Source organism: Streptomyces sp. bgisy159 (genome assembly GCF_965341775.1).
Taxonomy (GTDB): Bacteria; Actinomycetota; Actinomycetes; order Streptomycetales; family Streptomycetaceae; genus Streptomyces.
Genome location: NZ_CBDQZH010000023.1, coordinates 87252 through 112212 on the forward strand (window position 1 = coordinate 87252; position 24961 = coordinate 112212).

Here is a 24961-nt window from a genome sequence, read left to right on the forward strand (position 1 = left end):
GGGAGACTATTCGGGTGAACGCGTTTGGATCTTCAGCATCCGGGGCTGCCACCCCGGTCAGCGCGGTGCGGCGGCGTGCTGTCGTGGACGCGCTGCGGCGCGGCGCTGTCCCCGAGAGCGGCCTCGACCTGCTTGCCACCGGACTAGACCGCTTCGAGCGGGCCGTCGATGAGGAACTGGACACTGTCGCCGCAGGCGGTTCGGTGTTCAAGGCCGTGCGCGGCGAGTACGGATCCGGCAAGACCTTCTTCACCCGCTGGCTCGGCGAGCGCGCCAAACGGCGCACCTTTGCCGTGGCCGAGGTGCAGGTGTCAGAGACCGAGACCCCGCTGCACAAGCTGGAGACGGTCTACCGGCGACTCACTGAGCGCCTGGCCACCGCCAGCTTCCCGCCCAGCGCCCTGCGGCCGGTCGTGGACGCCTGGTTCTACGCACTCGAGGAGGATGCACTCGCCGACGGCGCGAGCGAGAGCGAGCTGCCACAGGCCGTGGACCGGCTGCTCACTGCCCGCCTGGCCGAGGTGTCCCGACACGCCCCCGCGTTCGCCACCGCCCTGCGCGGATACAAGCAGTCCCTGGATGCCGGCGACGAGGCCACCGCCGCTGCGGTGATGGCCTGGCTCGGCGGCCAGCCGCACGTCGCCGCAGCCGCCCGGCGCAGTGCAGGCGTCCGCGGTGACCTCGACCACTTCGGTGCCTTCGGCTTCCTTCAGGGCCTGCTCACCGTGCTGAGAGACGCCGGGCACGCCGGCCTCGTCCTCGTCCTGGACGAAGTAGAAACCCTGCAACGGGTCCGCTCCGACGCCCGCGACAAAGCACTCAACGCGCTGCGGCAGCTCATCGACGAGGTCCACTCCGGCCGTTTCCCCGGCCTGTATCTCATCATCACCGGCACGCCCGCCTTCTACGATGGGCAACAGGGCGTACAGCGACTCGCACCGCTCGCCCAGCGCCTCGCCACCGACTTCACCACCGACCCCCGCTTCGACAACCCGCGGGCCGTCCAGATCCGGCTGCCCGGATTCACCGAGGCATCACTGACCGGCCTGGGCGCCACCATCCGCGACCTGTATACCGAAGGCTCCCAGTCCCCCGACAGGATCAAGCAGCTTGCCGACGACGCCTACCTCACCGACCTGGCCCGGGCTGTGGGCGGGGCACTGGGCGGGAAGGTCGGAGTCGCACCACGGCTGTATCTGAAGAAGCTGGTTGGCGACGTACTCGACCGGATCGATCAGTTCCCCGACTTCGACCCGCGCAGGCACTACAAGCTGACCGTGGGCAGCAGTGAGCTCACCGCCACCGAACGGAACTTCGCCGCGCCCGCACCGGCCGCCTCGGCTGACGACCTCGACATCGACCTCTGACGCCCCAGTTCCCGAAGTCCCGAACTCTGACGAACAGCCCTGGAGTTGCAGACGTGCAGGAGCAGCCGCGCGGCACTGACCCGCTGGAGCGCCTTGACCCGGTAGTCCTGCACCACATCGTCAACACGCTCGGGTGGCCCGATCTGCGCCCGCTGCAGAAGGCGTCCGTGCACCCGCTGATGAACGGTGAGGACGCGGTCCTGCTCGCGCCGACGGCGGGCGGGAAGACGGAGGCCGCCACCTTCCCCCTGCTGTCCGCCATGCGAGAGCAGCGCTGGACCGGCACCTCCGTCCTCTACCTGGCCCCGCTCAAGGCGCTCCTGAACAACCTGGTGCACCGGGTCGACAGCTACGCCCAGTGGCTGGGGCGCCGAGCCGCCCTCTGGCACGGCGACACCCCCGAGTCCGTACGCCGTCGCATCCGCACCGAATCCCCCGACTTTCTGCTCACCACACCCGAGTCGCTCGAAGCGATGCTCATCAGCGTCAAGACCGACCACGCACACATGCTGGGCCGGGTGCGTGCCGTCGTCGTCGATGAGGTGCACGCCTTCGCTGGGGACGACCGCGGCTGGCACCTGCTTGCCGTGCTCGAACGCCTGGAACGGCTCGCCGGCCACCGCATCCAGCGCATCGGGCTGTCCGCCACAGTCGGCAACCCCGACGCCCTGCTCATCTGGCTCCAGGGCGCACGCCCCGCCGATCGCCCCGGCCGGGTCGTCGCCCCCGGCGTGACTCTGCCCGCCACAACCGGGACCACCGAACACCCGCGCCCCGCAGGGGAGGTGGAGCTCGACTACGTCGGATCGCTCGCCAACGCCGCCAAGGTGATCTCCGCCCTGCACCGGGGCGAGAAACGGCTCGTCTTCTGCGACTCCCGCAAGCAGGTGGAAGAACTCGGTGCGGCACTGCGCGCCCGCGACGTCACCGTGTTCCTCTCACACGCCTCGCTGTCCACCGACGAACGCGCACGCTCCGAGCAGGCATTCGCCGAAGCCCGCGACTGCGTCATCGTCTCCACCTCCACCCTGGAACTCGGCATCGACGTCGGCGACCTCGACCGTGTCATCCAGATCGACTCCCCCGGCACAGTGGCCTCGTTCCTGCAGCGCATCGGCCGCACCGGGCGTCGCGCCGGCACATCCCGCAACTGCCTGTTCCTCGCCACCCGGCCCGACACCCTGCTCCAAGCCGCCGGCCTGCTCACTCTGTGGGCCCGTGGCTGGGTGGAACCCGTCACCCCGCCCCCCTCACCCCGCCATCTCGTCGCCCAGCAGATCCTCGCCGTCACCCTGCAGGAACACCGCGTCGGCGACCGGTTGTGGCCCGAGCAGTGGAACGGCCTGGCTCCCTTCGACCAGTCTGCCGCGCCCCTCCTGTCGCACCTGGTCGCGGAAGGCTTCCTCGACAGCGACGGCGGCATGCTGTTCATCGGCTCCGAAGCCGAGAAGCACTTCGGCCGCCGGCACTTCATGGAGCTGACCGCCTCCTTCACCGCACCCCCTGAGTTCACGGTGCTCGCTGGACGCACCGAGATCGGCACCACCGACCCCACCGTCCTCACCGAAGAACGACCGGGCCCGCGCCGCCTGCTGCTGGCCGGCCGCAGCTGGCAGGTCACGTTCATCGACTGGGCCCGACGCCGTGCCTTCGTGGAACCCGTCGAGGACGGCGGCATCGCCAAATGGCAGGGCAGCGAAGCCCGCGGGCTGTCGTACGTCCTCACCCGCGCCATGCGCGACGTCCTGCTCGGCACGGATCCCGACGTCCGCCTCACCCGCCGCGCCGTCGCGGCCCTTGCTGAACTCCGCATGGACCGCGCACCCTACGAAGTACACCCGGCGGGCACCCTGCTGGTCCGCGATCCGGACGCCACCCGCTGGTGGACCTGGGCCGGGTACCGCGCCAACGCCACCCTCACCGCCTCCCTCGGCAGCCTCGCCGACCCCGTACAGCGCCCCACTGACACCCATGTCCGCCTCCGTCAGGACCTCTCCCCCACCGACTGGAAAACCGCCCGCGCCGAGCTCCCCGACTCCCTCACCCTGCCCACCGTTGACCCGCGGGCAGTCCGCGGCCTGAAGTTCTCGGCGGCCCTACCGCCCCGCATCGCCACCACCACCCTCGCCGAACGCCTCGCCGACTTCGACGGCGCCCTCGCCGCAGCCCGCGAGCCCGTACGGATGGAATGGGGCACCTGAACAACCCGGAACACAGGCGAATTTTCGGGCGGCTGAGGCCCTTCTCGGCCTGGAGGACGCTCGCGCTCATCTCGATGTCGATGCGGTGGCCGGTGCTGTCTACCCACCTAGGCTTTCACCACGAGGGGCAGGCAGGTCCTGCTCACCGAGGTTGAGGTCCGCCTCCACCAGCCACGCCCCGGTTCCAGCCTTGATTCCAACGCACTTACTCGAGCTCAAGAGATCACCCATTTGAGCTGGAACCACTCAGGTTGCCATGACTGCGTCCAGATGCGCTTGCACCGGCTCGAACAGCCCATATGGCACGTACTGCGGAATATCGTCATGGGCGACCCACGCAAGCTCAGCCAACTCCTCGGCGTCCGCGACATAGGCAGTACCGCCCACCACTTCACAGGCCGTGTACGACATCAACCGACCCGTCTTCGGGTGGACCCGCTCGCCGAGCAGCTTCATGGCAACCACCTCCACCCCGGTCTCCTCGTGGGTCTCTCGTACGGCGGCGTCTTCGCGGCTCTCACCCGGCTCAATTTCGCCGGCCGGGAACTGCCACGAGAGCTGTCCCTCGCTGACCCGGCGCCGCACCATTAGCACGCGCCCCCCGCTGACGACGATGGCCGCGGCGATGCCCGGCTGCTCCTCCGCGTTCTGCTGCGTCACGCTGCTCCTCCAGGACAGCCAGGATGGGTGGGAAGATCGTATCGACGGGGATAAAGCGGGTGACCGAGTTTCTTGGGACCCATATGACGTCGATGTTCTCGACTGCGTCGGTGTTGCTGGCTTCGCCTGCCAGGTATTCGCAGAGGAAGTACTCGCACAGCACGCCGGTCACCGGATGAAGCCGGTTCCCAAGGCGCTGCCGGACCGCACAGTGGACACCCGTTTCGTCGAAGGTTTCCCGCACGGTGGGTGGTCTCCGCCTTGGCTCCTGGCTTGATGACACCGGCCGGGAACTGCCAGGTGATCCCGAAAGGCATCACCCGACAGGCCCGGACCGACCACGTGAGCAGGCACGACCGAGAAACCGCCAGCGATCACGCCGCCGCGTAGCTCGCCAGGAACAGATCTTGCGCCCGCTCCACATCCCTCGGCGTACGCAACTGCACCTCCAGATCACCCGTCCCGTGGTGACCGAGACCGGAGACATCCCGGGTGAATCCCGGGACAAGGTCGACTTCCTTCGGGTCGACCTTCAGGTAGACCAGCAGCTTGCTCCGCTGTGGCGGACAGAGGCAGGCGAAGTTCCGCAGCCGCTGGTACGCCCGGTACGTCTTGCGCTCGACGCGGTTCACACCGTCCCCGAGCCCGAGCAGTGCCTCATCGACCGCGCTCGCCAGCTCAACCATCGACGCGTCCTGGACGTCGGCTGTCGCCCGGGCAACCGCCCGGCGGCGGGCCCGGCGTGCCGCCTGCATGCCGCCGCTCCCGGACGCCACGGTCTCAAGCCCGAGCAGGTCGCTCCCGAAGAGTCGGTAGCGAACCAGGTCGATCGAACGCCGGTGCTCGTGCACGGCATGCACGTCGTAACGCGTGAAGTCGCCGACGATACATATCAGGCGAGGGCTGCTCCACAAGACATTGGACGCGGCCCTCATCCCGAGCCGGTCGCGGACCAGGTGCTCGATCTCGGCACGGTGGTCCATTAGCCACGCCAGGTAGAACAGGCCCTGGTTGATGACGCCGGCGTCGACGCCGCGCTTGTACTCGACGATGACTGGCGATCCGTTCTCGTCCAGCCCGAGCGAATCGATCCGGCCCCTGTGGACCAGCCCGGTGCCGTACTCGCTCGCCAGGAAACGGACGCCTAGCAGCGTCTCCATGTGCGCCTCGACGAGACCCTGCACATCTGCCTCGACCTCAGCAAGACGCGGCATGACCTCGCTCACGCCGCTTTGCGATGCGTCCGTCCGGAACAACTTCAAGCCGACCACCCCCGTTATCGCATAGGAGATGGACAACGTCGGACGGGCGGAGAATTGTTTCCGCAACCAGCACGAGGCACGTGAAGAACGTGTGCCGGAGGCCCGATCGACTGGTTCAGCGCTCCGAGGCTTACCTCCCGGACGTCCGCAACTTCGGTGCGAAGTCCATCGCCGAGGTCATGGAAAAGCTCCCCGGGATGGGCCTGGCCCTGAAGGACAGCCCGCCCGGATTCAACCCGCCCGCCGCCGCCTTCGACGCGGACGCGGGCTTCGTGGAGACCGAGCAGTACCGCTGAGCCGCGCGCCGGTCATAAGACAAAGCGTCCAGGGACAGGAGAACCTCACCGCTGTTTCGACGCCCTCAGGGGACCTCGGGCGGGTCGCGCCAACGTACAGCCAGGTGGACAGCGCCGAATGCCGCAGGTCGTACAGCCGTTTCGCCGGCAGGGAGCTGACGAGAAGGGGGCGTTGCCCGAGGCCGGCACCTCGTGCATTCAGATATAGAACTTGAACTGAGGCAGTGGCTCCCGGTCTGCGGGGATCTCCCTCATGATCTCGCCGACCAGCCCGGAGAACTTGATCGTGATCGGCAGGAGTCCGCCCAATGCGGCCGAGTTCCAATTGAGCTTCGTGAGCGCGAGGACTTCCTTCAGCAGAGCATCTCGCGAAGAATCCTGTCCGACATGGTCTGCGACCTGGAGCGGCGCCGGAACGTGCATCCCGTGGAACTCGTTGAGCGCGGATATGTAGCCCGTCGTGTACAGGTAGTCCAAGTCACCGAAAGTGAAACGGGTTCCGCGCAGCGGCGGGTACTTCGATGTGGTGATGAGACGTACCCGGCTCTGCACCTCAAGCGCCATCAGGTCGTAGCGCCGCACACGGGACTCGATCGCCGCGCGGAAGCCGTCACGTTCGTCCGGCCAGTAGCGCGAGGTCTTGTGGACCACGATGCGAGCCGGGGTCTGCTTCATGGCTGCCTCGTACCGGTCGAGTACCAGGGCCATCAGCTGGTGCGCGCCGTCAGCCGTCAGGTGAGGCGAACGACTCCCGGTCTTGTTCGGATCCCACTCGAATTCGTGTCCCCGGAGAACCAGTCCTTCCCCTCGCTCGTCAAACGCCTGCACGAGACTGGTCTGCATCGTCGCATCCGCGCTACCCAGTGGCCGATAGAAGCCGATGCCGACGTAGCAGGTCCCAGGCGTAAGGCCGTACGGACTCCACGGATAGCCTCCCGCCTTGCAGTACATCGCGGTGAAGAAGTTCCAGGCGATGCGGGAGGGCGGTGTCCTGTCGCGCCCGTCGAGCGTGGGCGCTCGGACGATCTGCGTTGGTATGCGGAACTTCATGGCGCTCGCCTTGAGAGCCCGGCGCAGGTCGCGATGGACCGCGCCGGTCTCTTTGCCGGTGTAGTCGGCCGTGCCGCAGCGCGTCACGATCTGGTCGGACAGCGCGATCACGACGTAGTCGGGGACGCTGTCACGCTCTGCCAACTGCCGGAACTTGGCCTCGAACAGGGTCAAGGCAGCGTGGAAGCGGTCCTTCTGCGACTTGATCTCCAGTACCTGCCGCAGTTCGGTCTGCCCCAGTTCTTCATTCCACGCGTCGTCGAACTCCAGCGACGAGAAGAACCCGCGGTCGGGCATCCACCCAGGGAACTCCGGGTTGTTCAGATCCCCGCGTACGCCCTCGGCGCGACTGCTCATCCAGGTACGGGCCGCCTCGACGAGCTCGGCGGTACCGATCAGCCCCACGCGCAGCCGGGTGGGATGGCGGCCCGATGCCGTCCAGGAACGCGGCCCGTAGCGTGCGATGCCGGCCTTGGGGTCAATGTGCAGGCCGTCGTCGGCGAACTGCAGCAGCGGTTCGGGAAAGTAGGTGCTAGCGATGAGCGACGGGGAGCCGGCGGGCGAGATCCTCGGTGGAGCAGGGCGTGCCGTCATCGCAGCGTTTCCTCCGCGTCGTCGTCTTCGTCGGCGGCATCATCGTCCTCGCTCAGACGCTCCGCCTCGGCCCAGGTGAAGAGGTCGTCCACGTAGTCGACATTCTTGAAGGGCATGTCGTGCTCGGGGGGAATGCCCGGCCAGCGCACCTGTCCGCTACTCAGCGATGTCGAGACGATCAAATTCTGCCTGTCCGTGCCGAAGGGGAAGAAAATCCGCGGAGTGCTCCTGCCGAGGAAGTCCCGCCAGAACTGCACTTCGCCCAGGAGGTCGTGGTTGAAGAGGCGGGACTTCTTCCGGGTCACCTGCCGCCCGATGTACTTGGCCTGTATGGACTCGAAGCCGTCGGAGGTGACACGCAACTCGGGTCTGACGCTCAGGCACCACTGGTTGTCACCGATGAGGAAGAAGCGCAGCGAAACAGCACGGTGAAGCCAATAGTTGCGAGCCTCCCCGGTCGCTCGCTTCTTGGGCTGCCATACGACGCTCCGGGTCGCCCTGCTGGCATTCAACGGCCGGTACGGCACGGAGCGTTCAACGCCAGCAGCCTCCGGTTCGAAGTAGTAGCGGTGGTGGTCGTGGTCGAGCCGCAGTCCGAGACGTCCGGTGAGTTTGTTCAGCGACCGGTTCAGCAGCGCGACGTACCACCCCAGCCTGTCGGGATCCGTCCACCACTCCTTGGTGGAGAAGCGCTCGGTCTCCGTGCACGCCACCACGTCGACGAACGGGTTGCTGGTGTCCCGCAAGTCCTGGAATGCCCACAACCGCCCCTCACGCAGGATGAACGGCGTCATCGTCCCAGCAGATGCCGCGGCTGGCCGGACCTCGTTCTCCCGGCCGACAGAGCAAGGAGCTCCGTAGATGTAGCGCGGCATCTGCGTAACCGGCAGCACGTTGCTGTACACGGTGTCGTTGACCATCGGGGGCAGCTCCGTCGGCACGTTGGAACGCCCGCCAAGCCTGCGCTCGATCCGCTGTTCGTGAGTCTCCTTCATGGCGTGCAGACGCTCCACCGTGTACTTCGCCAGCGCACCTTCGGAGTCGATCAGCTGGTGATGCTGATTGCACAGCAAGATCAGGTTCTCGTACCGATTGCGCTCCTCCGGCGTCAACGGTGAATCGCCCCGCGGACCGTTCGGGCTCTCCGCCACGATGTGGGCCATCTCGCCAAGCACCACAACGGGGTCTTCCGGCGTCCCCTGAGCCGTCAGCAGTAAGCCGCATCCGGGAAAGGCGCAGATATTGCCGGAACGCTGGGTCAACTTGCGTTGCTGCGCGACAGGTACGGCCACAACACCTCCTCCAGGTAACCCACATGCTACGGACGACCTCTGACAAAGGCCCTCCCTCGCCACAGGAGTGCGAACCATCGGGGCTCCGCTGCGTCGCAGCACCCGCTGGTGGGTCGTCACCGCGTCGGCCCAGCCTCTGATCTGCTGACCACTGGTTGTGCTGTCTTCGCTCAGTCCCTCGACCTGCTCGGCGAAAGTCCGGTGTGGACAAAGTCTCACACCGACTCCGGCGAACCGTCAGATTGATCGTCACCGCACGAACTCCGATGGTGACATCGACCGGCCTGCGCCGGTAAGGGCCGTGACACGCATGAGTTGGCGGCACACGACGGGTACGGCGCCGTCGCGCGATCGCGGCGCAGCAGTGATGGTGAGTGTCGTGCCGGCGATATGGAGGTCAGTCACGGTCACCGACGCCAGGTCCGGCAGCAGCAGGTCGAAAATTTGATCACGTAACACACGCCGCATGATCGATCTGAGGCATGGTCCGCCCGTGGCGGTTGTGGTCGGGGCTACTTGACCTCGCCCGAGAAGATCGCGGTTTGGTACTTGATGGCCTCGGGCGTGACCTTGATCTGCACCTTGTGCGCGTCCTTCGGGAGTGGGCAGCCGTCCTTCCAGGTGGCGTCCTCCCCCGGGTCCACGTAGCTTTTCGCCCCCCAGGTCGCCGACCCCGCCGCTTCGAGTCCCTGGGTGCTGTCGTAGACCGGCTCGCCGTCGGCGCAGGAGAGGGAGAACCGGGTGAGGTCCATTATCTCGCTGGCGCCGTTGTGCACGGTCACCTTGAAGGCGACGAAGGGCTGCGGCTTGACAGAGGCGTACTCGCTCGTGACGCCCCGAGTGAAGTCGGACACGGTGGCGGTCGTACCGTCGGGCGACTTGGCCCTGTGGCCCAGGGCGACGGTCAGGGTGCCGCTGTCCTTGGTCTGCTCGTTGCCCTTGGCGTTGCCGTCGGTCTCCTTGGATGCGGTGCTCGCGCCGTGGCCGCAGGCGGTCACGGAGCCCAGGACTGCCACGAGTAGGAGGGACAGGCACACGGTACGCGTCTGCACACGGGTCTCTTTCCCTGTGGTGGAGGCTACTTGACTTCACCGTAGAAGATGGCGGTGGGCATGCTGCTCATGCCTCGTCGTGCGGGCTGATCTCGATCTGCGTCTTTAGGGCGGGCTCTGCATGTACACACCAGGCTTGGCCTGCCGGGTGAGCACACGCGAAGCGTCGCGCTCCCTGCGCGGGAGACTCACAGACGATATCCGCCTCCCCAAAACCACGAAAACGGCAAACGACGCCGCTATCGGGACGCACCTTGCGGTGCCCTCGGGCATATGCGCGCGGGTAGCCGACGGCGCCCTGCACGCCCCCTGTCGCCACTGCGAGGTTCGCCCGCCGGACCCCATCGCTCGAGAGCAGCCCGCACCAGACCTCCCAGGACGCAGCCCGATGGCTCACTGCTCGTGTCCGATCGGTGCAACCCGAGCGAGGTACCGGGCTCGCTCCGATGCCATTTTTCGGCTCGCGAGAGGCAGGGGCCGTCATATCTAAGCTCATGCGGGCGACTCCGGAGACATCGGCAACGGTGCTACGGCATATCCCACCACCCACCACTGACAGCGCGGGCCGCGCGCCTTCCCGGAGTCGAAGGCAGAGCGGTTTTCAGAGATCCCCATCGAAGCATCCCGCAGGCCGTAGCGCCGCCGACCACAGTGCTGTCCGGCAGCGCCAGCCGACGATAACCGAAATCATGAGCGGGTCAATCGCATAGACATTCGAATTCCGAGAGACGTTGTCAGTGCGGTCGGGTATACCGGTCGGCTATGAATGTTGCTCAGGAAGCGGCTGCGTCGGCCTCCGGGGGTACGCAGGCACCATCGGTTGACGGCGACTTTCCAGATGACCACCGCCCCGCTGCTGCGGTCCCTGCATCGCGGGACGCCCGCCTCGGCGGAGAGAGAGACTCGCGGACCGCTCAGGACGACTACCTGCTGGTGGAGCTGCTGTGTGCCGCGTTGGTGAAAATCCGCCTCGAACGACAGCGGGCCGGCGTTCAAGCCCGCGGCACGGACGGGTCGGGGCCATTGCCGCGTGCCTGGCGTGATGCACGCGGCCGGTTGTGGTGGAAGGCGCAGTCACTGGGTTTGGAAGGCCCCAGCAACGACCTGGAGCTGTTCGACTGGTGCCGTCGCCCGCTGGGATCGTGGCCTGTACCGCTGTCGCTCACCGAGGGCGATCTCGAAGTGGTGCTGCTGGAGGGTGATGCCCTGTCTGAGTTCGCCGAGCAGGCGGCAGACCTGATCCAGCACGCTGACGTCGAGGCGGAGCTCGTTCAGAATCAGGTTTTTGCCGCCCTGATGCTGTGTGCCCGGATGAACGGTAAGGACGACGACGCTGTCCAGCGGGTCTACTGCCGGTTGCGGCGCCTGCTGATCGACCATCCGGTGCTCCCGGACCGCGAGGTCCAGGCGCTGGCGCGGGAACTCCCGGCAGCGGACTCCGACCATGACTCGTTCCTCGCGAAGTTCGTCCGCGTCGCCTACGTCCACCACCCGGTCCAGGCGCCGGGAAAAGTTCGCCTGCGGCGCTGTGCCGACTGCCGGAATCCGGTTGACGACGGGGCCGTTGGCTGTGGGGCTCCCGGCTGTACAGGGGTGCCAGAGCGGTACGAGGTGACGTGTCTGGGCGCGTATTGGGCCCAGCACCGGGCAACCCGCCAGTTCTTCCACGATCCGGGACTGCTGGAGGGACGGCTGCTGGACCGCCTGGGCGAACTCGCCGACGGCACACTGTGCATCGAGGACTGGCCGTGCCTGGACGCGTGGGATATGGCGTTGGCGTTCGAGGCCCGGGAACCGGGTGCAGAGGCGGAGCTCTGGGCCGTCGATGCCAAGGACTGCTCAAGCCCTGCCCTACTCGCCCGGGGCTTTCGTTGCGATCCACGCGTGCCGGCGCGGCGACGCATCATCGTCATCCCCATGCACCGCCTCAGAACTCCCGGCTACCGCACGGACCTTGAGCGCGAACTGCAGGGCCGCGTTTCCGGCGTCGAAGTCCTCGACGAGAAGACGTTCCTGCGGCAGGCCACCGTCCGTGCACGTCAGGGAGGAGGAACGCGATGAGGGACACCCGCGCCTGGAGCAAGCAACTGGTGAAGGAGCTGACGGACGACAGCGTGCGCCCCCTGCTCGGCCCCCTCAGGCCGTGGGAAATCTGCGCGCTGGAGATGGGCCTGTCGTTCCTGGACGACCATCTGCCCGGCCAGGGCGTCGGCGCGCTGTGGCCGGTGCTGTCCGGTTACATGCGTCTGGATGAGGACCTGGGTCCGCAGCTGCGGACTCTGCGGGAGGTGATGGGCCCGCTTGCCAAGACCGGAACCATGCGGGAGAAGCTCGATCAGTACGTGAAGCTGCCGGTACAGGTGCGGGGCTTCGAACCCTGCGACATGCGCGGCCACAAGCCGGAGTTGTCGACCGTGTTCACCCGGCGGTCCACCCCGTACGCCGCGGCCCGTCATGACCTCTACCGTCAGACGCTGCAGAAAATCGCCCCCTACCAGACGGCGTCCCCGTACCGGCCGGTGCCGCCGGGTTCGGTGTGTTCTTTCGAGCGGGCCGACGGCAGGCGGGAACAGATCCGCGTCCCCGAGACTCTCATCCCGGCGCCGGCACCCGCGGTGCTGTCCGCAGCAGTCTCCCGAGTGCAGGAGCCCATCCACCTCACGCGGAATGACTTCCAGTGGGCTGCTGAACAGATCGATAAACTCCTGGAAGCCCATCCGGAGATCGAAAACCGGGACTTCGTCAAACGGTTCGAGCAGATGGAAGCCCTGCTGGCCGACCACACCGAAGGTCATCTCCTCGATCAGCAGTGGCGGATGACCATTGACCGCATGTGGCACGTGGTCGGCCTGATGAACAGCGGCAAGTCGACCCTGCTGGACCTGATCGCCTTCATCGTCGCCCGCCGCGGCGGCAAGGTCGGGTTCGTCCTCGCCTCCGGCAGCGACGTGTTCGCCAAAGTCAGCTTCCTGCAGGCCCTGGGCATCGATGCCGTGCCCATCTTCGGACGCACCCGGGAAGGCGTCCACAAGGACCGGTTCTGGCGCTCCCTGCTCCACGACGGCGAGACGACATTCCCCACGGGGCTGGACCCTGCCGCGGCGTTCGCCGACGACCAGTGCTACCTAGAGGAGCTGCGGCTGACCAGCAGGACCGACCGGGCCCCGCTGCCCCGCGAGGAGCGGCCCTGCACAGGCCGTCTCACCGTCGTCGGCGAGAGCGGGCGTCGAGACTGCCCGCTTCTGTCCCAGTGTCCTTCGCATACGGCGGCACGCAAGGTTGCCGAAGCACAGGTGTGGGTGACGACCGCGGCGGGCCTGGCCTCGACGAGGATGCCTCAGTCCCATATCGAGGTCCGCGTCGCCGAAGCGGCACAGCACCACCTGTCCGTCCTGCTCGTCGACGAAGCCGACACCGTGCAGCAGCAATTCGACGACCGGTTCCTGCTGCACGAGATCCTTTCCCAGCCCGGCAGGGGCTGGAGTCACCGGGTAGGCGACCGAATCGGGCAGCGGCTGGAGCACTCCTGGTTCCTCGATCTGCTGAACCCGGAGGTGACGGCTGGCGACAAACATTTCCGTCGGCACGATCAGGCACTGACCGAGCTGTACCGGCTGGTCATCGCCTCTGGTGCGGACGCACTGCGCGACGTCATCGCCGAGGGTCCGTTCACCGGCTACAGCCTCATGCGGCGCTTGGCCCGCAGCCTTCACGGCCTTGGTGAACGGACTGACTTCACGGACAAGGCGGAACAGGAAGAAGCCGCCGACTACTACTTCGAAGCGCACTTCGCCTCGCTGCTCTCCGCCCCGTTTCAGGCTCCTGCGGCGAACTGGGCCGAGCTGATCGAGGCGATGACGGCAGCCCACGACACTCGTGTCTCAGCCCAGGAGGCCGCAGAGGCATGGATCACGACACACCAGCCCGCCATCGACGAGGCGAAGGTCCGAGGCACGCTGGCGGAGTACGCACAACTGCTGCAGGCCGGGGTGTGGGCCGCGCGAATCACGACCTCCTTCTTCGAAGTCGCCCAACGGCTGCACGCCATCAGCTCCTCCCCGATCGGCGACGGAGAGGACTTCTGGAGCCGGCAGCCGCCACGTGACCTGATGCCGTTCGTGCCCGAACAGGCTGCCGGGAACCTGATGGCACTTCAGTGGCAGCCCAACCCCGGTGGTGACAGCGGGTCGTTCAGCATCCTGTGGCTGCGCGGGGTCGGCCGCTGGTTGCTCTACCACCTCCATGATCTCCTGACAGCCGAGGGCATCGAGGGACCGCATGTCGTCCTGGCCTCCGCCACCAGCTGGATGCCCGCCTCGCCCCGCTTCCACCTGGACGTCGCCCCGAACCTGGTACTCCGGGAGCCGGCCAAGGCCAGGGCGGCGCTGAAGGAGAGCAAGATGTTCTTCCGCCCGCCGCGCTACCCCGACGGCCGTCCCGTCTTTACTTCGGGCACCGGCGGCGACCCCATTCGCCATGCCCACGCGCTGTGCACGGCCGCCGACTGGATCTGCAACCCGGCCCCCGGTGCGCGCGAGTCCCTGCTCCAGCAGGCCCGTCTGCGGCTGGCCGAAGACCGTCAGCAGGTCCTGTTCACCGTGCAGAGCACCCGCGATGCCCAGACAGTCGCCGACTACATCAACCACAAGACCCCGTACACGGCCCTGCACGTCATTCGCGACGACGACCCGCCCACCCGGCACAGCATCCCGAGGCGCCGCCTGCCCACCTTTGCCGCGTCCGACGCCGACATCCTGGTTGCTGCCGAAGGCGCCGTCCAACGCGGCCACAACATCCTCAACGCCCGCCGCGTCGCAGCCCTCGGCGCGGTGTTCTACCTGGCCCGCATCCACCCACCCGCCGACGATGCCACCTTCCCGCTGTCCCTGCTCAGCCGCGAGGCGATGCGCCGCCTCCGCGACCCGATCGAGCTGGCCGACCCCTCGGTCGATCCCGTCGACCTCGCGCGCAAACTCCGCCACGGCGAACGCCGCCGCTGGCAGCAGCGGGTCGGAGAGCCGGTCCTGTTCTCCCGCCTGACCGACCCGGTCGAACACGCGGCGTTCGTCGGCAACTTCCTCGTCCCGCTCCACCAGACAATCGGCCGCGGCATCCGTGGCAACGAACCGGTTCTGGTGTACCTCTGCGACGCTGCCTTCGCGCCCCGCACCGCCACGCTCGACGAAACCGCGGCCGACACTCCCCGCACGAGCGTGATCGTCGCCGCCCAGCAACTCCTGCACGGTTGGCTCACCGATCCAGGCCCGACCGCCACCGCGGCACAGCGCCTCGACCATGAACTCGCCCGCGCCTGCTGGGGCCTGGCCTCCCATCTCCTCGACAACATCGACTGGGGTCACCGCTGATGCCCGCCTACCGCGCCACCCAGGCCACCGTGCTCACCTTCGCTACCGGGGCCAGCTGGCCCGTCACCGGCTACCGAGCGACCTGCCCACCGGGGATGCTCAGCCTTCTGCAGGACGCCTGGGAAGCCCGCCCCGGCCGTCGAAAGCGCAACGGACCCGACAGCCTGCCCACCAGGTCGTTGAGGGACTTGATCACCCTCATCGACCCGGAGATCACCTCCGTGCACTGGGACCCTCGCCATCCGGCCTGGCTGCGCGCGCGTACCGAGATCGACCCGGATCTGCTGCTGATCGCGCTGTCGGCATGGGCCTCCGCTCATGTGGCGCCCCAGGTGCCGGACACCGACTGGTACGGCCGTCTCGAAGGCGCCGGACAGTTCGAATGGATCCCCGAAGACCTCGACCTCGCCCAGCACGGCCTTCATCTCAACGGCACCGCCAACCCTCCCGCGCACGTCTTCGACCTCCTGCCCAGCCTCGTCGCCGAACATCTCACCACCACCGATCTTCAGCTCCTGGGCCACCGCCGTGACCTGCGGCTCGGCCCCACCCAGGCCGACGGCCGCCGCGCCCTGCATCTCGGCCAGCCGGAGCCCCTCATCGATGACGACGGCGCGGCCGGAGCCAGCGTGGACGTCCTCACCCTCCACCTGGAAACCGTGCCGGGGGTCCCTGAAGTCCACCTCCACCTCGACCTGGGCATGACCCGCTTCGCGACGAACGCGCTCGACTACATCCCCCGCCGCGGAAACGGCGACCCCACCGCCAGCGTCCTGCTCTCCGCCAAAGAGGGATTCATCCACCGCCGCGAACGTCCCATGCTCCTGCAGAGCTCCGTCATCATCCGCCGACGCGGACAGGACAGCTCATGGACCTGGCAGCCGGGCGTCGCCAGCATCCTCGCCCGCCTCACCCACCACGAGCCGCCCAGCCTCGACGAACTGCGCGCCGCCCCGGGCAACGCGGCGGCTCAGCCCTTCGCCGCGCACATCGTCCACAGCACCGGCATGACCTACCGCCATCCGAACCAGGACGGCGCCCCGCCGGCTCGTGCCACCCACGACCACCCTGTCGGCCACGGCTACCAGCCCCGCGACCATATGGAGGTCCTCACTCAGGTCGCCCGACAACTGGAGGACAAGGGGCTGGTCCCCCTGACGCCCAGCCCCAAGGCACGGACCCGGTCGAAGACACGCCTGCCGATGCATCTGCCCGACTCCCCCACGTACGAAATCGAAGTCTGGGCCTCTTCCGACCGCACCTGGCAAGGTCTACAGACAGCTGCCGCCGACAAACTCGGCCTGACTCCCGCCACCTCAACAGCGGCGTGCGCCAGCTTCACCGGACCGATCAACCTCACCCTCCACCGCCACGACCCGCAAGACTTGGCCGCCGGTCTGCCACGCTCCACCGAGTCAGACCCGGCAGCCCGGCGGGCCGCCTACGAAGCCAGCGAGGTCGAACGCACGGCGCGAATCACCCGTGCATTCCCCCGCCTCGCCCACCCCATCGCCTGCATCGTGGAGATGGAAGGCGCGGCCTACTTCTCCCGCACACACCAGCGCGACCCCAAAACCCTCTTCAAGAAAGTCCTCCCGAGCCTGCGCCGCAACGTCCAGGGCCTGCGCCCCATCCCGCCGGCCAACCCCAATCCCAGCAAAGCAGCCCTCGCCAAGCGTTTCCTCGGCACCGACTTCGCGACCACCGACATCGAGCGCGCCACTTCCGCCCTCCGGGACGCCCTCCGCCAGGCCGGACACCTGCCCAAACTCCCCGCCCCACCCGGCATCGAAGGCCCCTTCGAGCTGATCACCGTCTGGCTCGCCCCCGCAGGCGAGCGGATGCTCGTGCCCATGCTGATCCGTCAGCACACCCACGAGGAACCCACGGCACAACTCATGACGACGACGGGCAGCCCCACCGAGCGCCCCATGCCGTTGACCGCCCTACCGGAAGCCCTCGTGGCCGGCCGCGGACGCGTGCCCCGTACCGCACGCGCGGCCCTCGCCGAATTCCTCACCAACGCCCTGTCGCTCGACTCCACCGCCAATCGCCTGCTGCTCGTACGCCGCGCCCGGACGAGCGACAAGGACATCTGGCCCTGGCTCCAGGACAGCCGCATCACCTTCGACCAGCTCGTGCTGCCGGGCATCGACCTCACGGCCCCCAACGCGGACCCAGACCGCCGTAAGCCCGGCGACCAACCGGGCCTGCGCATCATCCGGCTACGTGAGCGCAGCGATCGCTCTGCGGTGCCCAGGGCCTTCGGTGTCACCCAGGAAATGGTCAGCGCCGGCGACGACACCGACGAGCTGATCCCCGTCACCCGTCACGGACGATTCTCCGGCCTGGTCGAAGTTGGGGAACGCGCCTTCTGGGGCATCAACCCGCGCCCCGATCAGAATCAGACCCCTCTCACGATCACCAAGTTCGACCCGGCCCAGACCGGCAACCGGACCTGGACCTGCTCCAACCCGACCTCCCTGGAGATCGTGCCCGCCTTCCTCCAAGACGGCGACAACCCGGCCGACTGGGCCATGTACGTCCAGGCCCAACGACGCCTCCACGCCCACACCGACATCGCCACCACGTGGCCCGCCATCGTCCACCTCGCCGAGCTGATGGAGGAATACATCGTCTGATCGGCCAGCCCATGCCGCTGCTGACTGGTCAGGTCACACGCGCTAGCCGGATGGGTATGAGGCCATCCGGCTACGCGTCACCGCACCCAGGTAGATTCCGCCGAAAGCCGCCCAGGTAGCAATGGCGGATTCTTCGGCGGGCCGTTGTCGTCACCGTACGAACCGCAGCGGCCATGCATCCACGTCGCGGACAGCGGACACACAGATCGTCCCACGTCATTGAGGGTCCTCCCCGCCCACGTCCTCCATCGTCACTGGGAGCTCCGGGTCAGGAGTCGTACGCCCATGCCCGGCCGGTCTGCCGGTACTCCTCAACGCGGATAGGCAGAACCCCTGACTGCATACGATCCGTGTACAGCAGGCCGTCGAGGTGGTCAATCTCGTGCTTGACGAGGCGGTCCAGGCCGCGCTGGTAGACGTTGGTTACCGTGGCACCGTTGAGGGATGTGGTCTCCACGGTCATTCTCAGAGGGCGAGACACCTTCCCTCGCACGTTGAAGAAGGACAGGTACCCTTCGTACTGCTCATCGCTCTCCTCCGACACATCCGTGACACGAGGGTTGAGGACGACGATGGGGCCAGCGCCGGACTCGGCAGGCTGAACGACAGCAGCAGCACGGGTAATGCCGATCTGAGGCGCGGCGATCCCCAGCCCTTGGCGAAGGTGTGCACCTGGGCGATGCACTCTATGAACGCGAAGAGTCTGTCCACAACACGTTCCGCGCCATCCCGCTCGGCGGGAAGGTCGAAGGGACGTGCCGGCTCACCGAGGATGGGGGCGCCCGCCTGGACGACCCCGAGGTTGCGCGTCTACTCGCTGGGCCCCTTGGCGCACCAATCATCATCACGTTTGTCACGGGGTGAGATGATGACCGGCGCCCGGCTGGTGGGTGGCCGCCGGGCCTGGGAGGGTAAGTGGCTGGGGTCGAAGGCCGAGCACTGGTGGATGCCTGCTGGGCTGTAGCGGATCTACTGCGGAGCAGCATGCCGGCCCATCAGTACCGCGACGTGATACTCCCGTTCACCTTTCTGCGCCGGATGGACTGCCTGCGCCGGCATGAGGTGGGCCTGGGGCTGAAGGTGACGGCCACGGAGGGGGAAGGCGGCGTCGCGGCCGCAAGCTCGGACTCGGCGCAGGCCGGACTGGACGAGACAGGCGGAGCTACGGACACTCGGGACAGCCTCGGCGGATTGCTCACCGCGGTTGACGAGGCGTCACCGGATGCCGAGAAGCTGCTCGCCGAAGCACTGAAGGGCTTTGCGCGAGTGTTCTCCGCCGAGGTCGTGGAAGTACTGGACGCGTTTCAATTCGCCGCTGAGGTACAGAGGCTGGCGAGCGCGCGTGTGCTGCGTGGCGTTGTGTCCGGGTTCGCAGAGCTCGATCTGAGTCCTGATGCCGTCTCCGACCAGGAGATGGGGTCGGCGTACGAAGAACTGGTCTGGCGTCTCGTCGAGGCGGCGCCGGAGCGATCGGGCGAGCACGCGAGCCCCCGCGACGTGGCCACGCTGGCCGCCAGACTGCTGCTCGGCCCAGACGCGGCGACGCTTGACCGGGCGGGCCGGCCCATCGCCGTCCATGATCCGTGCTGCGGCACCGGGGGCATGTTCACCGCCGTCGAGGACTACCTGCGCGGCCTGGACAGTCCCCCCGAGGTGAGGGTCTTCGGCCAGGAGATCAACCCGGAGAGTTATGCGATCGCCCGCTCCGAACGCATCATGAGCGGCACGGATGCGACGGGCATCTGCTTCGGGAACGTCCTCAGCGACGACAGGCACCGAGGTGAGACGTTCGACTATCTGCTGTCGAACCCTCCGTGGGGGGTGGAGTGGCGACGGACACACAGCGAAGTGAAGCGCGAAGCTGAGGAGTTGGGCCACGACGGCCGCTTCGGGGCGGGGCTGCCGCGTATCAGTGACGGTTCCTGGCTCTTCGTGCAGCACATGGTCGCCCGTATGCGGCCTCCGGCCGAAGGTGGCGGCCGGGCAGCCATCCTGCTCCCTGCCTTGACGCTGAACCGGGGCGGTACCGGATCGGACGAGGCGAAGCTCCGGCAGTGGCTTTTACAGAACGACCTGTTGGAGGGTGTGGTCGCCCTGCCCACGCATCTGTTCGTCAACACCGGTCTCTCCGCGTCTCTGTGGCTGCTGTCCAACCGCAAGCCGCCCCGGCTGCGGGGCAAAGTCATCGCGTTGGATGCCCGAGGCCACTTCGCGACCCTGCGCGAGACGCTGGCGAGTAAGCGGCACTATCTGACGGACCAGCACATCGCCCGCCTCGGCGAGCACTACGAGGTCGCATACGGGGGCAACTTGGGGGAGCAGCAAGAAGCCGATGGTGAGGACGGGGCGTTGCTCCTCGACGTTGATGACCTTGGCTATCAGGAGGTCACGGTCGAGCAGCAGCTGCGGCAGTACTTCGCGGTGAGCGACGACACCGTCAGCGATGCCGAATCCTGGCCGACACGTGCATCCTTCGACGGAACGGATGCCCTGGTGGGAGCACTTCGTGCGTTGAACGGGCAGAACTGGCCCACCTGGAACGCGTTCGAGGGCGCCTTCTCCACGGCCCTGAGGAACGCAGGTCTGTCGGCGGAGCTCCCGCGTTCATTGTCGCGCCGGGTACGACAGGCGGTGGCCGTATCGGCCCCGGAGGGGGAGCTCCAGAAGGACACGCGGGGGCGTCCGCTGCCGGATCCCGAGCTGCGGCACAAGGTGCGGGTGCCGCTGGGACAGGATGTGGACGAGTTCATCGAGCAGGAGATCGCGCCCGAGTACCCGAACCTGTTGCGCGATCAGATCGGCGTCGAGACCGGCTACACGTTGCCCCAGGCCCCCTTCCTGTTCGGCGTGCCCGGTACGGGCTTCGGTCCACTGTCCACAGTGGCACGGCGCGTGGGAACCGGCTCACCCGGTAGGCGGCCCACGGGCCTGCCTCTGCTGAGCGGCCGAGACCTCCAGACGGTGGCGACCGCGGCGGAACTCTCGGAGTCTGCCCGGCCAGGGCAGGCTGTGGCCATCTGTACCGGCGGTGACGTGGTGGGACTCGCGGGCAACTGGCGTGTGTTGCCTGCGGAGTTCGGGGACGCCGTGACCGGTCTGACCGTGCTGCGTCCTATCGGCAACAACGGCCGAGCCTTGTGCGAGTGGATGCGGACTCGGGCGAGCGAAGAGGACGGCCCTTACTCGCGCGTGTCCATGAACTCGCCCGTGCCTGTCGAGCTGATCAAGGACCCTGAGTTCAACGCGCATCTGGACGACCTCGACCACGGCAGAGCGGCGCTCGCCGTCACGACCTCAAGAATCCTGCCGAACGTGTTCCAAGGTATGCAGGCTGGTCTCGACGAGATGCGCCGTGTCGCCAAGGCATCCGCATACGAGGCGCGCATCATCGAAGAACTTGTCCAACCGCTCGGGGACCCGGTCCGACGGGCCGAGTGGACCTACCCGTACCACGTCGCGGCGCTGGCCCGGCAGTACCGCATCGCCACGACGTCGGCCCCTCGCAAGGATGCTCTCCTGAAACTCGCGGAAGGCGTGGCGCGCTGTGTCGGGGTGCTTGCCGTGGCGGTCCAGATACACCGTGACCAGGGCTACGTTGACACCCTTCGTAGAAACAGATCCCTCTCGCAGGGCGGTGCGACCTTCGGGACATGGGAGAAACAGATCGAAGCCCTGGTCAAGGCCGGGCCTATCCCCGAACTTCCGGAGCTGGAGGGCTCCCTGGACCCTGGTGGGGTGCTCGGAACGCTGCGCGAACTGCGCGGGATGCGGAACGACTCCAGCCACGCGAGCAGGGTGCAGCCGGAACACAAGCTGGAGCGGGAGGTCGAGACGCTTCAGCCGCTGGTCGTGGCGGCCCTGGAATCGGTGGGCTGGCTGTCCGCCCTCCGCTGGGAACTGGTCGACACCTGTGCGTACGCCGGGAACGGCGGATTCACCCTGATCGGGCGACGTCTCCAAGGAAGCCATCCTGACTGGGAGCCTTTCGAGCGCTCGTTCCCCGACACCCTCGACCCAGACCGCATCTACGTGGAGGGCCCCTCATCCCCGCGACCGTTGCCGTTGTGGCCCGTGGCACGGGCCGAGGTCTGCGAGGACTGCGACGCACGGGAGCTGTTCCTGTTCCACAAGTTCGACAAGACGAGCGGGGACATCACAATGCGCTGCGGCAGGGATCACAAGTTCCCTCGGGACGACACCTGAAGTCGTGCCACGCCCGCGGCCCTGGACTCCAACGGGTTCGCGCGTCGGGCACCCCCGCTGAAGCGGTGGCCGACGAACTGGTCGCGCCCGGACTTGCCTTCGAACCGGACCGATGTCAGTGCGAGAGCCGGGCATCCACGAGTAGGCGCGCACGATGAGCACTCCGTCCCGGCGTCACTCGACGAGTTCGGCCGGGGCCTGCCTACGGGCGCTTGGCCCTGCCCCGACACATCGGCTGGGGCCCGCACGACGAGTACGACCTAGCCGGCGCACCGTGGACTGACTCGCATCAGTCGGCGCGGTCAGTGACGGCTTCGGTCTCCTCCCTTCCCCCCCGATGGCTCAGGGAGGATGCGGGCTAGCATCGCAGGCCGCCCGGCACCCGAAGCACCGCTAACGATTACGGCGAGCTGATGACGGCTCGGGCAAGTGAACGCAGCCTGCTTCGAAGCGGGGCAACATAGTGCGGGATCGCCGGTTGGCCAAACCGGCGATCCCGCGCATCATTGATGGTCCACCGCCATTACCTGCCCGTACGTCGGAAGGCACGACCACCACGACATCCAAAGCAGCCCCCCGTACGCCTTCACGTCGCAAACACACCGGACGGCTACGCCGCCGCGTAACTGGCGCGGAAGAGGTCCACGGCCCGCTCCATGTCCCGCTCGGAGCGCAACTGCACCTCCAGGTCGCCCGTGCCGTGGTGGCCCAGCCCCGTCACATCCCGAGTGAAGCCAGGTATGAGGTCGACCTCCTTCGGGTCGGCCTTCAGATAGACGAGGAGCTTGGTCTTCTGCGGCGGGCAAACGCAGGCGAAGTTCCGCAGGCGCTGATACGCCCGGTACTGCTTCCGCTGCACCCGGCTGACGCCGTCCCCGAGGCCGAGCAGCACCTCATCAACCGCCTCCGCCAGCTCCGCCAGCGAACCGTCCTGCTCTCGAGCGGGCGGCAGCCCGACCGCGCTGCGGCGAGCCCGCCGCGCGGCCGGCGTCCGCCCGGTGACGGAAGCCACGGTCTCAAGTCCAATCAGGTCCTTGCCGAAGAACCGGTAGCGGACCAGGTCGATGCTGCGCCTGTGCTCGCGTACGGCGTGCCCGTCGTAGCGTGTGAAATCGCCGGCGACACAGATCAGCCGGGGTGCGCTCCACAGCACCTGGGACGCGGCCGATACCCCGAGTCGGTCGCGTACCAGGTACCGGAAGGCGTCCTTGTGCGCCATCAGCCACGCCATGTAATACAAGCCCTGATTGATCACGCCGGCTGCGGTGCCGCGCTTGAACTCCACGACCACCGGCGCCCCGTTCTCATCGAGCCCCAGCGAATCGATCCGGCCACCGTCAGCGCAGTCGATGACGTACTCGCTCGCCAGGAACCGCACCCCCAGCATCGTCTCCATGTGCGCCTCGACGAGGCCCTGCACATCCGCCTCGACCTCGGCAAGACGCGGCATGACCTCCGTCACGCCGCCATTCGTCGTGTGAAACAGCTTCAGGCCCGACACCTTCCCCTCCTCGGCTCGAAGATCGAGAACGCAGGAGGGGGGTAGATCTATTTCCGCGTGGGCGCACCGAACAGGTGAGGAGATGTGAGACGGTGACCACCTGGCACAGTCGGGCACCCCCGCATCCCATCCGTCCCAGAGGGGCCCTCGTCCCACATACGTCCCACAAAACCCCTGACAGCGTGTCAGCGAGGAAGAACGTGGCAGGTCAAAGCACCTGCCGACGAGATGCGCCAGGGGCCTTCTAACTGATCATTTCAGAATGAGGTTCGGAGTCGTCTCAAGCAGATGATGCTGCAGGCGAGTTGGAGCAGTCCGAGGTGGAGGTCGGCTCGTATCTCGTAGCGAGTCCGCAGGCGTTTGAACTGGTGAAGCCAGGCGAAGGTTCGCTCGACGACCCACCTGGTCCTGCCCAGGCCGGATCCGTGGGCGGTGCCCTTGCGGGCGATCTTCGGCGTGATGCCGCGAGCGCGGAGCAGGCGACGGTACTTGTCGTAGTCGTAGCCGCGGTCGGCGAACAGCCGCCGTGGTCGATGACGTGGCCTGCCCACCAGGCCGCGGATGCGGGGAATCGCGTCCAGCAGGGGCATGAGCTGGGTGACGTCGTGACGGTTTCCGCTGGTCAACGACACCGCCAGGGGCGTTCCGTGCCGGTCGGTGATCAGGTGGTGCTTGCTGCCCCGGCGGCCGCGGTCGACCGGCGAAGGTCCGGTGTGAGCCCCCCTTTGAGGGCCCGGACGTGCGAGCCGTCGACCGCGGCGTCCTCCATGTCCAACAGTCCGGACTTGCGGAGTTCCGCGAGGAGGATCTCGTGCAGGCGGGGCCAGACGCCGGCCTCGGTCCAGTCCCGCAGGCGCCGCCAGCACGTCACGCCGCTGCAGCCGATCGTCTTGGTCGGCACGTCAGCCCAGGTCACACCCGTGCGGAGCACGTAGACAATCCCGCGCAGGGCCGCACGGTCATCCGCCGGCAGCCGACCGGGATACCGCCGGCGCCGCGGCGGGCGAGGAGGGAGCAGCGGGGCGACACGAGCCCACAGGTCATCAGGCACAAGATCATCCGACACCTGCAGAACTCTGCCGCCCACCAGGCCAACTGCCAAGCTCCTGAACCAAACTCATTCTGAAATGATCAGTAAGCACCTGCTACACAAGGCATCCCGCACCTCTTCCCCGCCGGCCTGCGGCATGCCTCCGGGGCCGCGCCGGCGGCTGAGCACACGAAGGGCCGGCAGCCAATGCGATGCTGTCGGTGTTGCCTGCCGGCCGGAAGATGGCCGTGGGCGCAGGTCAGCAGGTGAACCAGGACGGCGAACAGCACGAAGACGGCCGCCGCTCCCCCATGGGGCGAGGCGGTCGGCAGGGCGCCTGAATCTCAACCTTACGGGTACGGGCTGTAGTTGAACTAAGCACATAGAGTGCGCGTGAAGGAGGAGGGTGTGCCCAGCCCGGATCCGGTCGTGGGTCATCATTAGG

General features: G+C 67.4%; 15 protein-coding genes and 2 pseudogenes. 7 read left to right on the forward strand and 10 right to left on the reverse strand.

What is annotated here, in order from left to right:
- The first annotated feature begins 14 nt into the window (after window positions 1–14).
- Both brxD and ACSLTV_RS22235 read left to right on the forward strand, forming a co-directional pair.
- On the forward strand, window positions 15–1367 hold the full coding sequence (gene brxD / locus ACSLTV_RS22230; protein ID WP_435612747.1) for a BREX system ATP-binding protein BrxD: 1353 nt from the start codon (window positions 15–17) through the stop codon (window positions 1365–1367).
- Between the two features lie 53 nt (window positions 1368–1420).
- The gene (locus ACSLTV_RS22235; protein WP_435612748.1) at window positions 1421–3568 is read left to right on the forward strand and encodes a DEAD/DEAH box helicase; all 2148 of its coding nucleotides are present in this window, start codon (window positions 1421–1423) and stop codon (window positions 3566–3568) included.
- Window positions 3569–3814: 246 nt separating this feature from the next.
- Here the strand turns inward: ACSLTV_RS22235 and ACSLTV_RS22240 are convergent, their stop codons facing one another.
- The 3 genes and pseudogenes from ACSLTV_RS22240 to ACSLTV_RS22250 form a co-directional block, all read right to left on the reverse strand.
- Window positions 3815–4228, reverse strand: coding sequence for an NUDIX hydrolase (locus tag ACSLTV_RS22240; RefSeq protein ID WP_435612749.1), 414 nt, complete (start codon window positions 4226–4228; stop codon window positions 3815–3817).
- 1 nt (window position 4229) lies between these two features.
- Window positions 4230–4536, reverse strand: a pseudogene (locus ACSLTV_RS22245) (NUDIX hydrolase); the annotation flags it as partial.
- 66 nt (window positions 4537–4602) lie between these two features.
- Window positions 4603–5499 (reverse strand): DUF5655 domain-containing protein, encoded by an 897-nt coding sequence (locus ACSLTV_RS22250; RefSeq protein WP_435612762.1) that lies wholly within the window; start codon window positions 5497–5499, stop codon window positions 4603–4605.
- 101 nt (window positions 5500–5600) lie between these two features.
- Between ACSLTV_RS22250 and ACSLTV_RS22255 the strand changes: the two are divergent.
- Window positions 5601–5786: pseudogene (locus ACSLTV_RS22255) on the forward strand (DNA-directed RNA polymerase subunit alpha); the annotation flags it as partial.
- 198 nt (window positions 5787–5984) lie between these two features.
- Here the strand turns inward: ACSLTV_RS22255 and ACSLTV_RS22260 are convergent.
- The 4 genes from ACSLTV_RS22260 to ACSLTV_RS22275 form a co-directional block, all read right to left on the reverse strand.
- Complete coding sequence (locus ACSLTV_RS22260; RefSeq protein WP_392366071.1) at window positions 5985–7430, reverse strand: argonaute/piwi family protein; 1446 nt, start codon at window positions 7428–7430, stop codon at window positions 5985–5987.
- Window positions 7427–8722 carry an HNH endonuclease gene (locus tag ACSLTV_RS22265; RefSeq protein WP_435612750.1) on the reverse strand — a complete coding sequence of 432 codons (1296 nt, stop codon included), beginning with the start codon at window positions 8720–8722 and terminating at the stop codon, window positions 7427–7429. The genes ACSLTV_RS22260 and ACSLTV_RS22265 overlap by 4 nt, the downstream gene beginning before the upstream one ends.
- Window positions 8723–8971: 249 nt before the next feature.
- Window positions 8972–9181 (reverse strand): hypothetical protein, encoded by a 210-nt coding sequence (locus ACSLTV_RS22270; protein WP_435612751.1) that lies wholly within the window; start codon window positions 9179–9181, stop codon window positions 8972–8974.
- A gap of 53 nt (window positions 9182–9234) precedes the next feature.
- Window positions 9235–9774 carry a hypothetical protein gene (locus ACSLTV_RS22275; protein ID WP_435612752.1) on the reverse strand — a complete coding sequence of 180 codons (540 nt, stop codon included), beginning with the start codon at window positions 9772–9774 and terminating at the stop codon, window positions 9235–9237.
- Window positions 9775–10707: 933 nt separating this feature from the next.
- Here ACSLTV_RS22275 and ACSLTV_RS22280 point away from each other — a divergent pair.
- From ACSLTV_RS22280 to ACSLTV_RS22290, 3 genes are read left to right on the forward strand one after another with little or no spacing between them, the layout of a single operon-like run.
- The gene (locus ACSLTV_RS22280) at window positions 10708–11835 is read left to right on the forward strand and encodes a hypothetical protein (RefSeq protein WP_435612753.1); all 1128 of its coding nucleotides are present in this window, start codon (window positions 10708–10710) and stop codon (window positions 11833–11835) included.
- Entirely contained in the window at window positions 11832–15140 is a 3309-nt protein-coding gene (locus ACSLTV_RS22285) for a hypothetical protein (protein ID WP_435612754.1), read from the forward strand. Before ACSLTV_RS22280 ends, ACSLTV_RS22285 begins: the two co-directional genes overlap by 4 nt.
- Window positions 15140–17782, forward strand: a complete 2643-nt coding sequence (locus ACSLTV_RS22290; protein ID WP_435612755.1) for a pPIWI_RE module domain-containing protein — start codon at window positions 15140–15142, stop codon at window positions 17780–17782. Before ACSLTV_RS22285 ends, ACSLTV_RS22290 begins: the two co-directional genes overlap by 1 nt.
- A 268-nt stretch (window positions 17783–18050) precedes the next feature.
- Here the strand turns inward: ACSLTV_RS22290 and ACSLTV_RS22295 are convergent, their stop codons facing one another.
- Window positions 18051–18467 (reverse strand): peptide deformylase, encoded by a 417-nt coding sequence (locus tag ACSLTV_RS22295; protein ID WP_399019630.1) that lies wholly within the window; start codon window positions 18465–18467, stop codon window positions 18051–18053.
- 257 nt (window positions 18468–18724) lie between these two features.
- Between ACSLTV_RS22295 and ACSLTV_RS22300 the strand changes: the two genes are divergently transcribed.
- Complete coding sequence (locus ACSLTV_RS22300) at window positions 18725–21985, forward strand: N-6 DNA methylase (RefSeq protein WP_435612763.1); 3261 nt, start codon at window positions 18725–18727, stop codon at window positions 21983–21985.
- A gap of 610 nt (window positions 21986–22595) precedes the next feature.
- Here the strand turns inward: ACSLTV_RS22300 and ACSLTV_RS22305 are convergent.
- Window positions 22596–23486 (reverse strand): DUF5655 domain-containing protein, encoded by an 891-nt coding sequence (locus ACSLTV_RS22305; protein WP_435612756.1) that lies wholly within the window; start codon window positions 23484–23486, stop codon window positions 22596–22598.
- Window positions 23487–23743: 257 nt separating this feature from the next.
- Window positions 23744–24552 (reverse strand): IS5 family transposase gene (locus ACSLTV_RS22310; RefSeq protein WP_435612757.1). Its coding sequence is split into 2 segments (ribosomal slippage): window positions 23744–24213 and window positions 24213–24552, totalling 810 coding nucleotides; the frame shifts between segments, so codons are not numbered across the junction.
- Window positions 24553–24961: the final 409 nt, after the last annotated feature.

Excerpts from the sequence above, each read along its gene's own strand:
- ACSLTV_RS22285 (WP_435612754.1), top strand. The coding sequence starts at position 11,832 with ATGAGGGACACCCGCGCCTGGAGCAAGCAACTGGTGAAGGAGCTGACG.
- ACSLTV_RS22290 (WP_435612755.1), top strand. The coding sequence starts at position 15,140 with ATGCCCGCCTACCGCGCCACCCAGGCCACCGTGCTCACCTTCGCTACC.
- ACSLTV_RS22260 (WP_392366071.1), bottom strand. The coding sequence starts at position 7,430 with ATGACGGCACGCCCTGCTCCACCGAGGATCTCGCCCGCCGGCTCCCCG.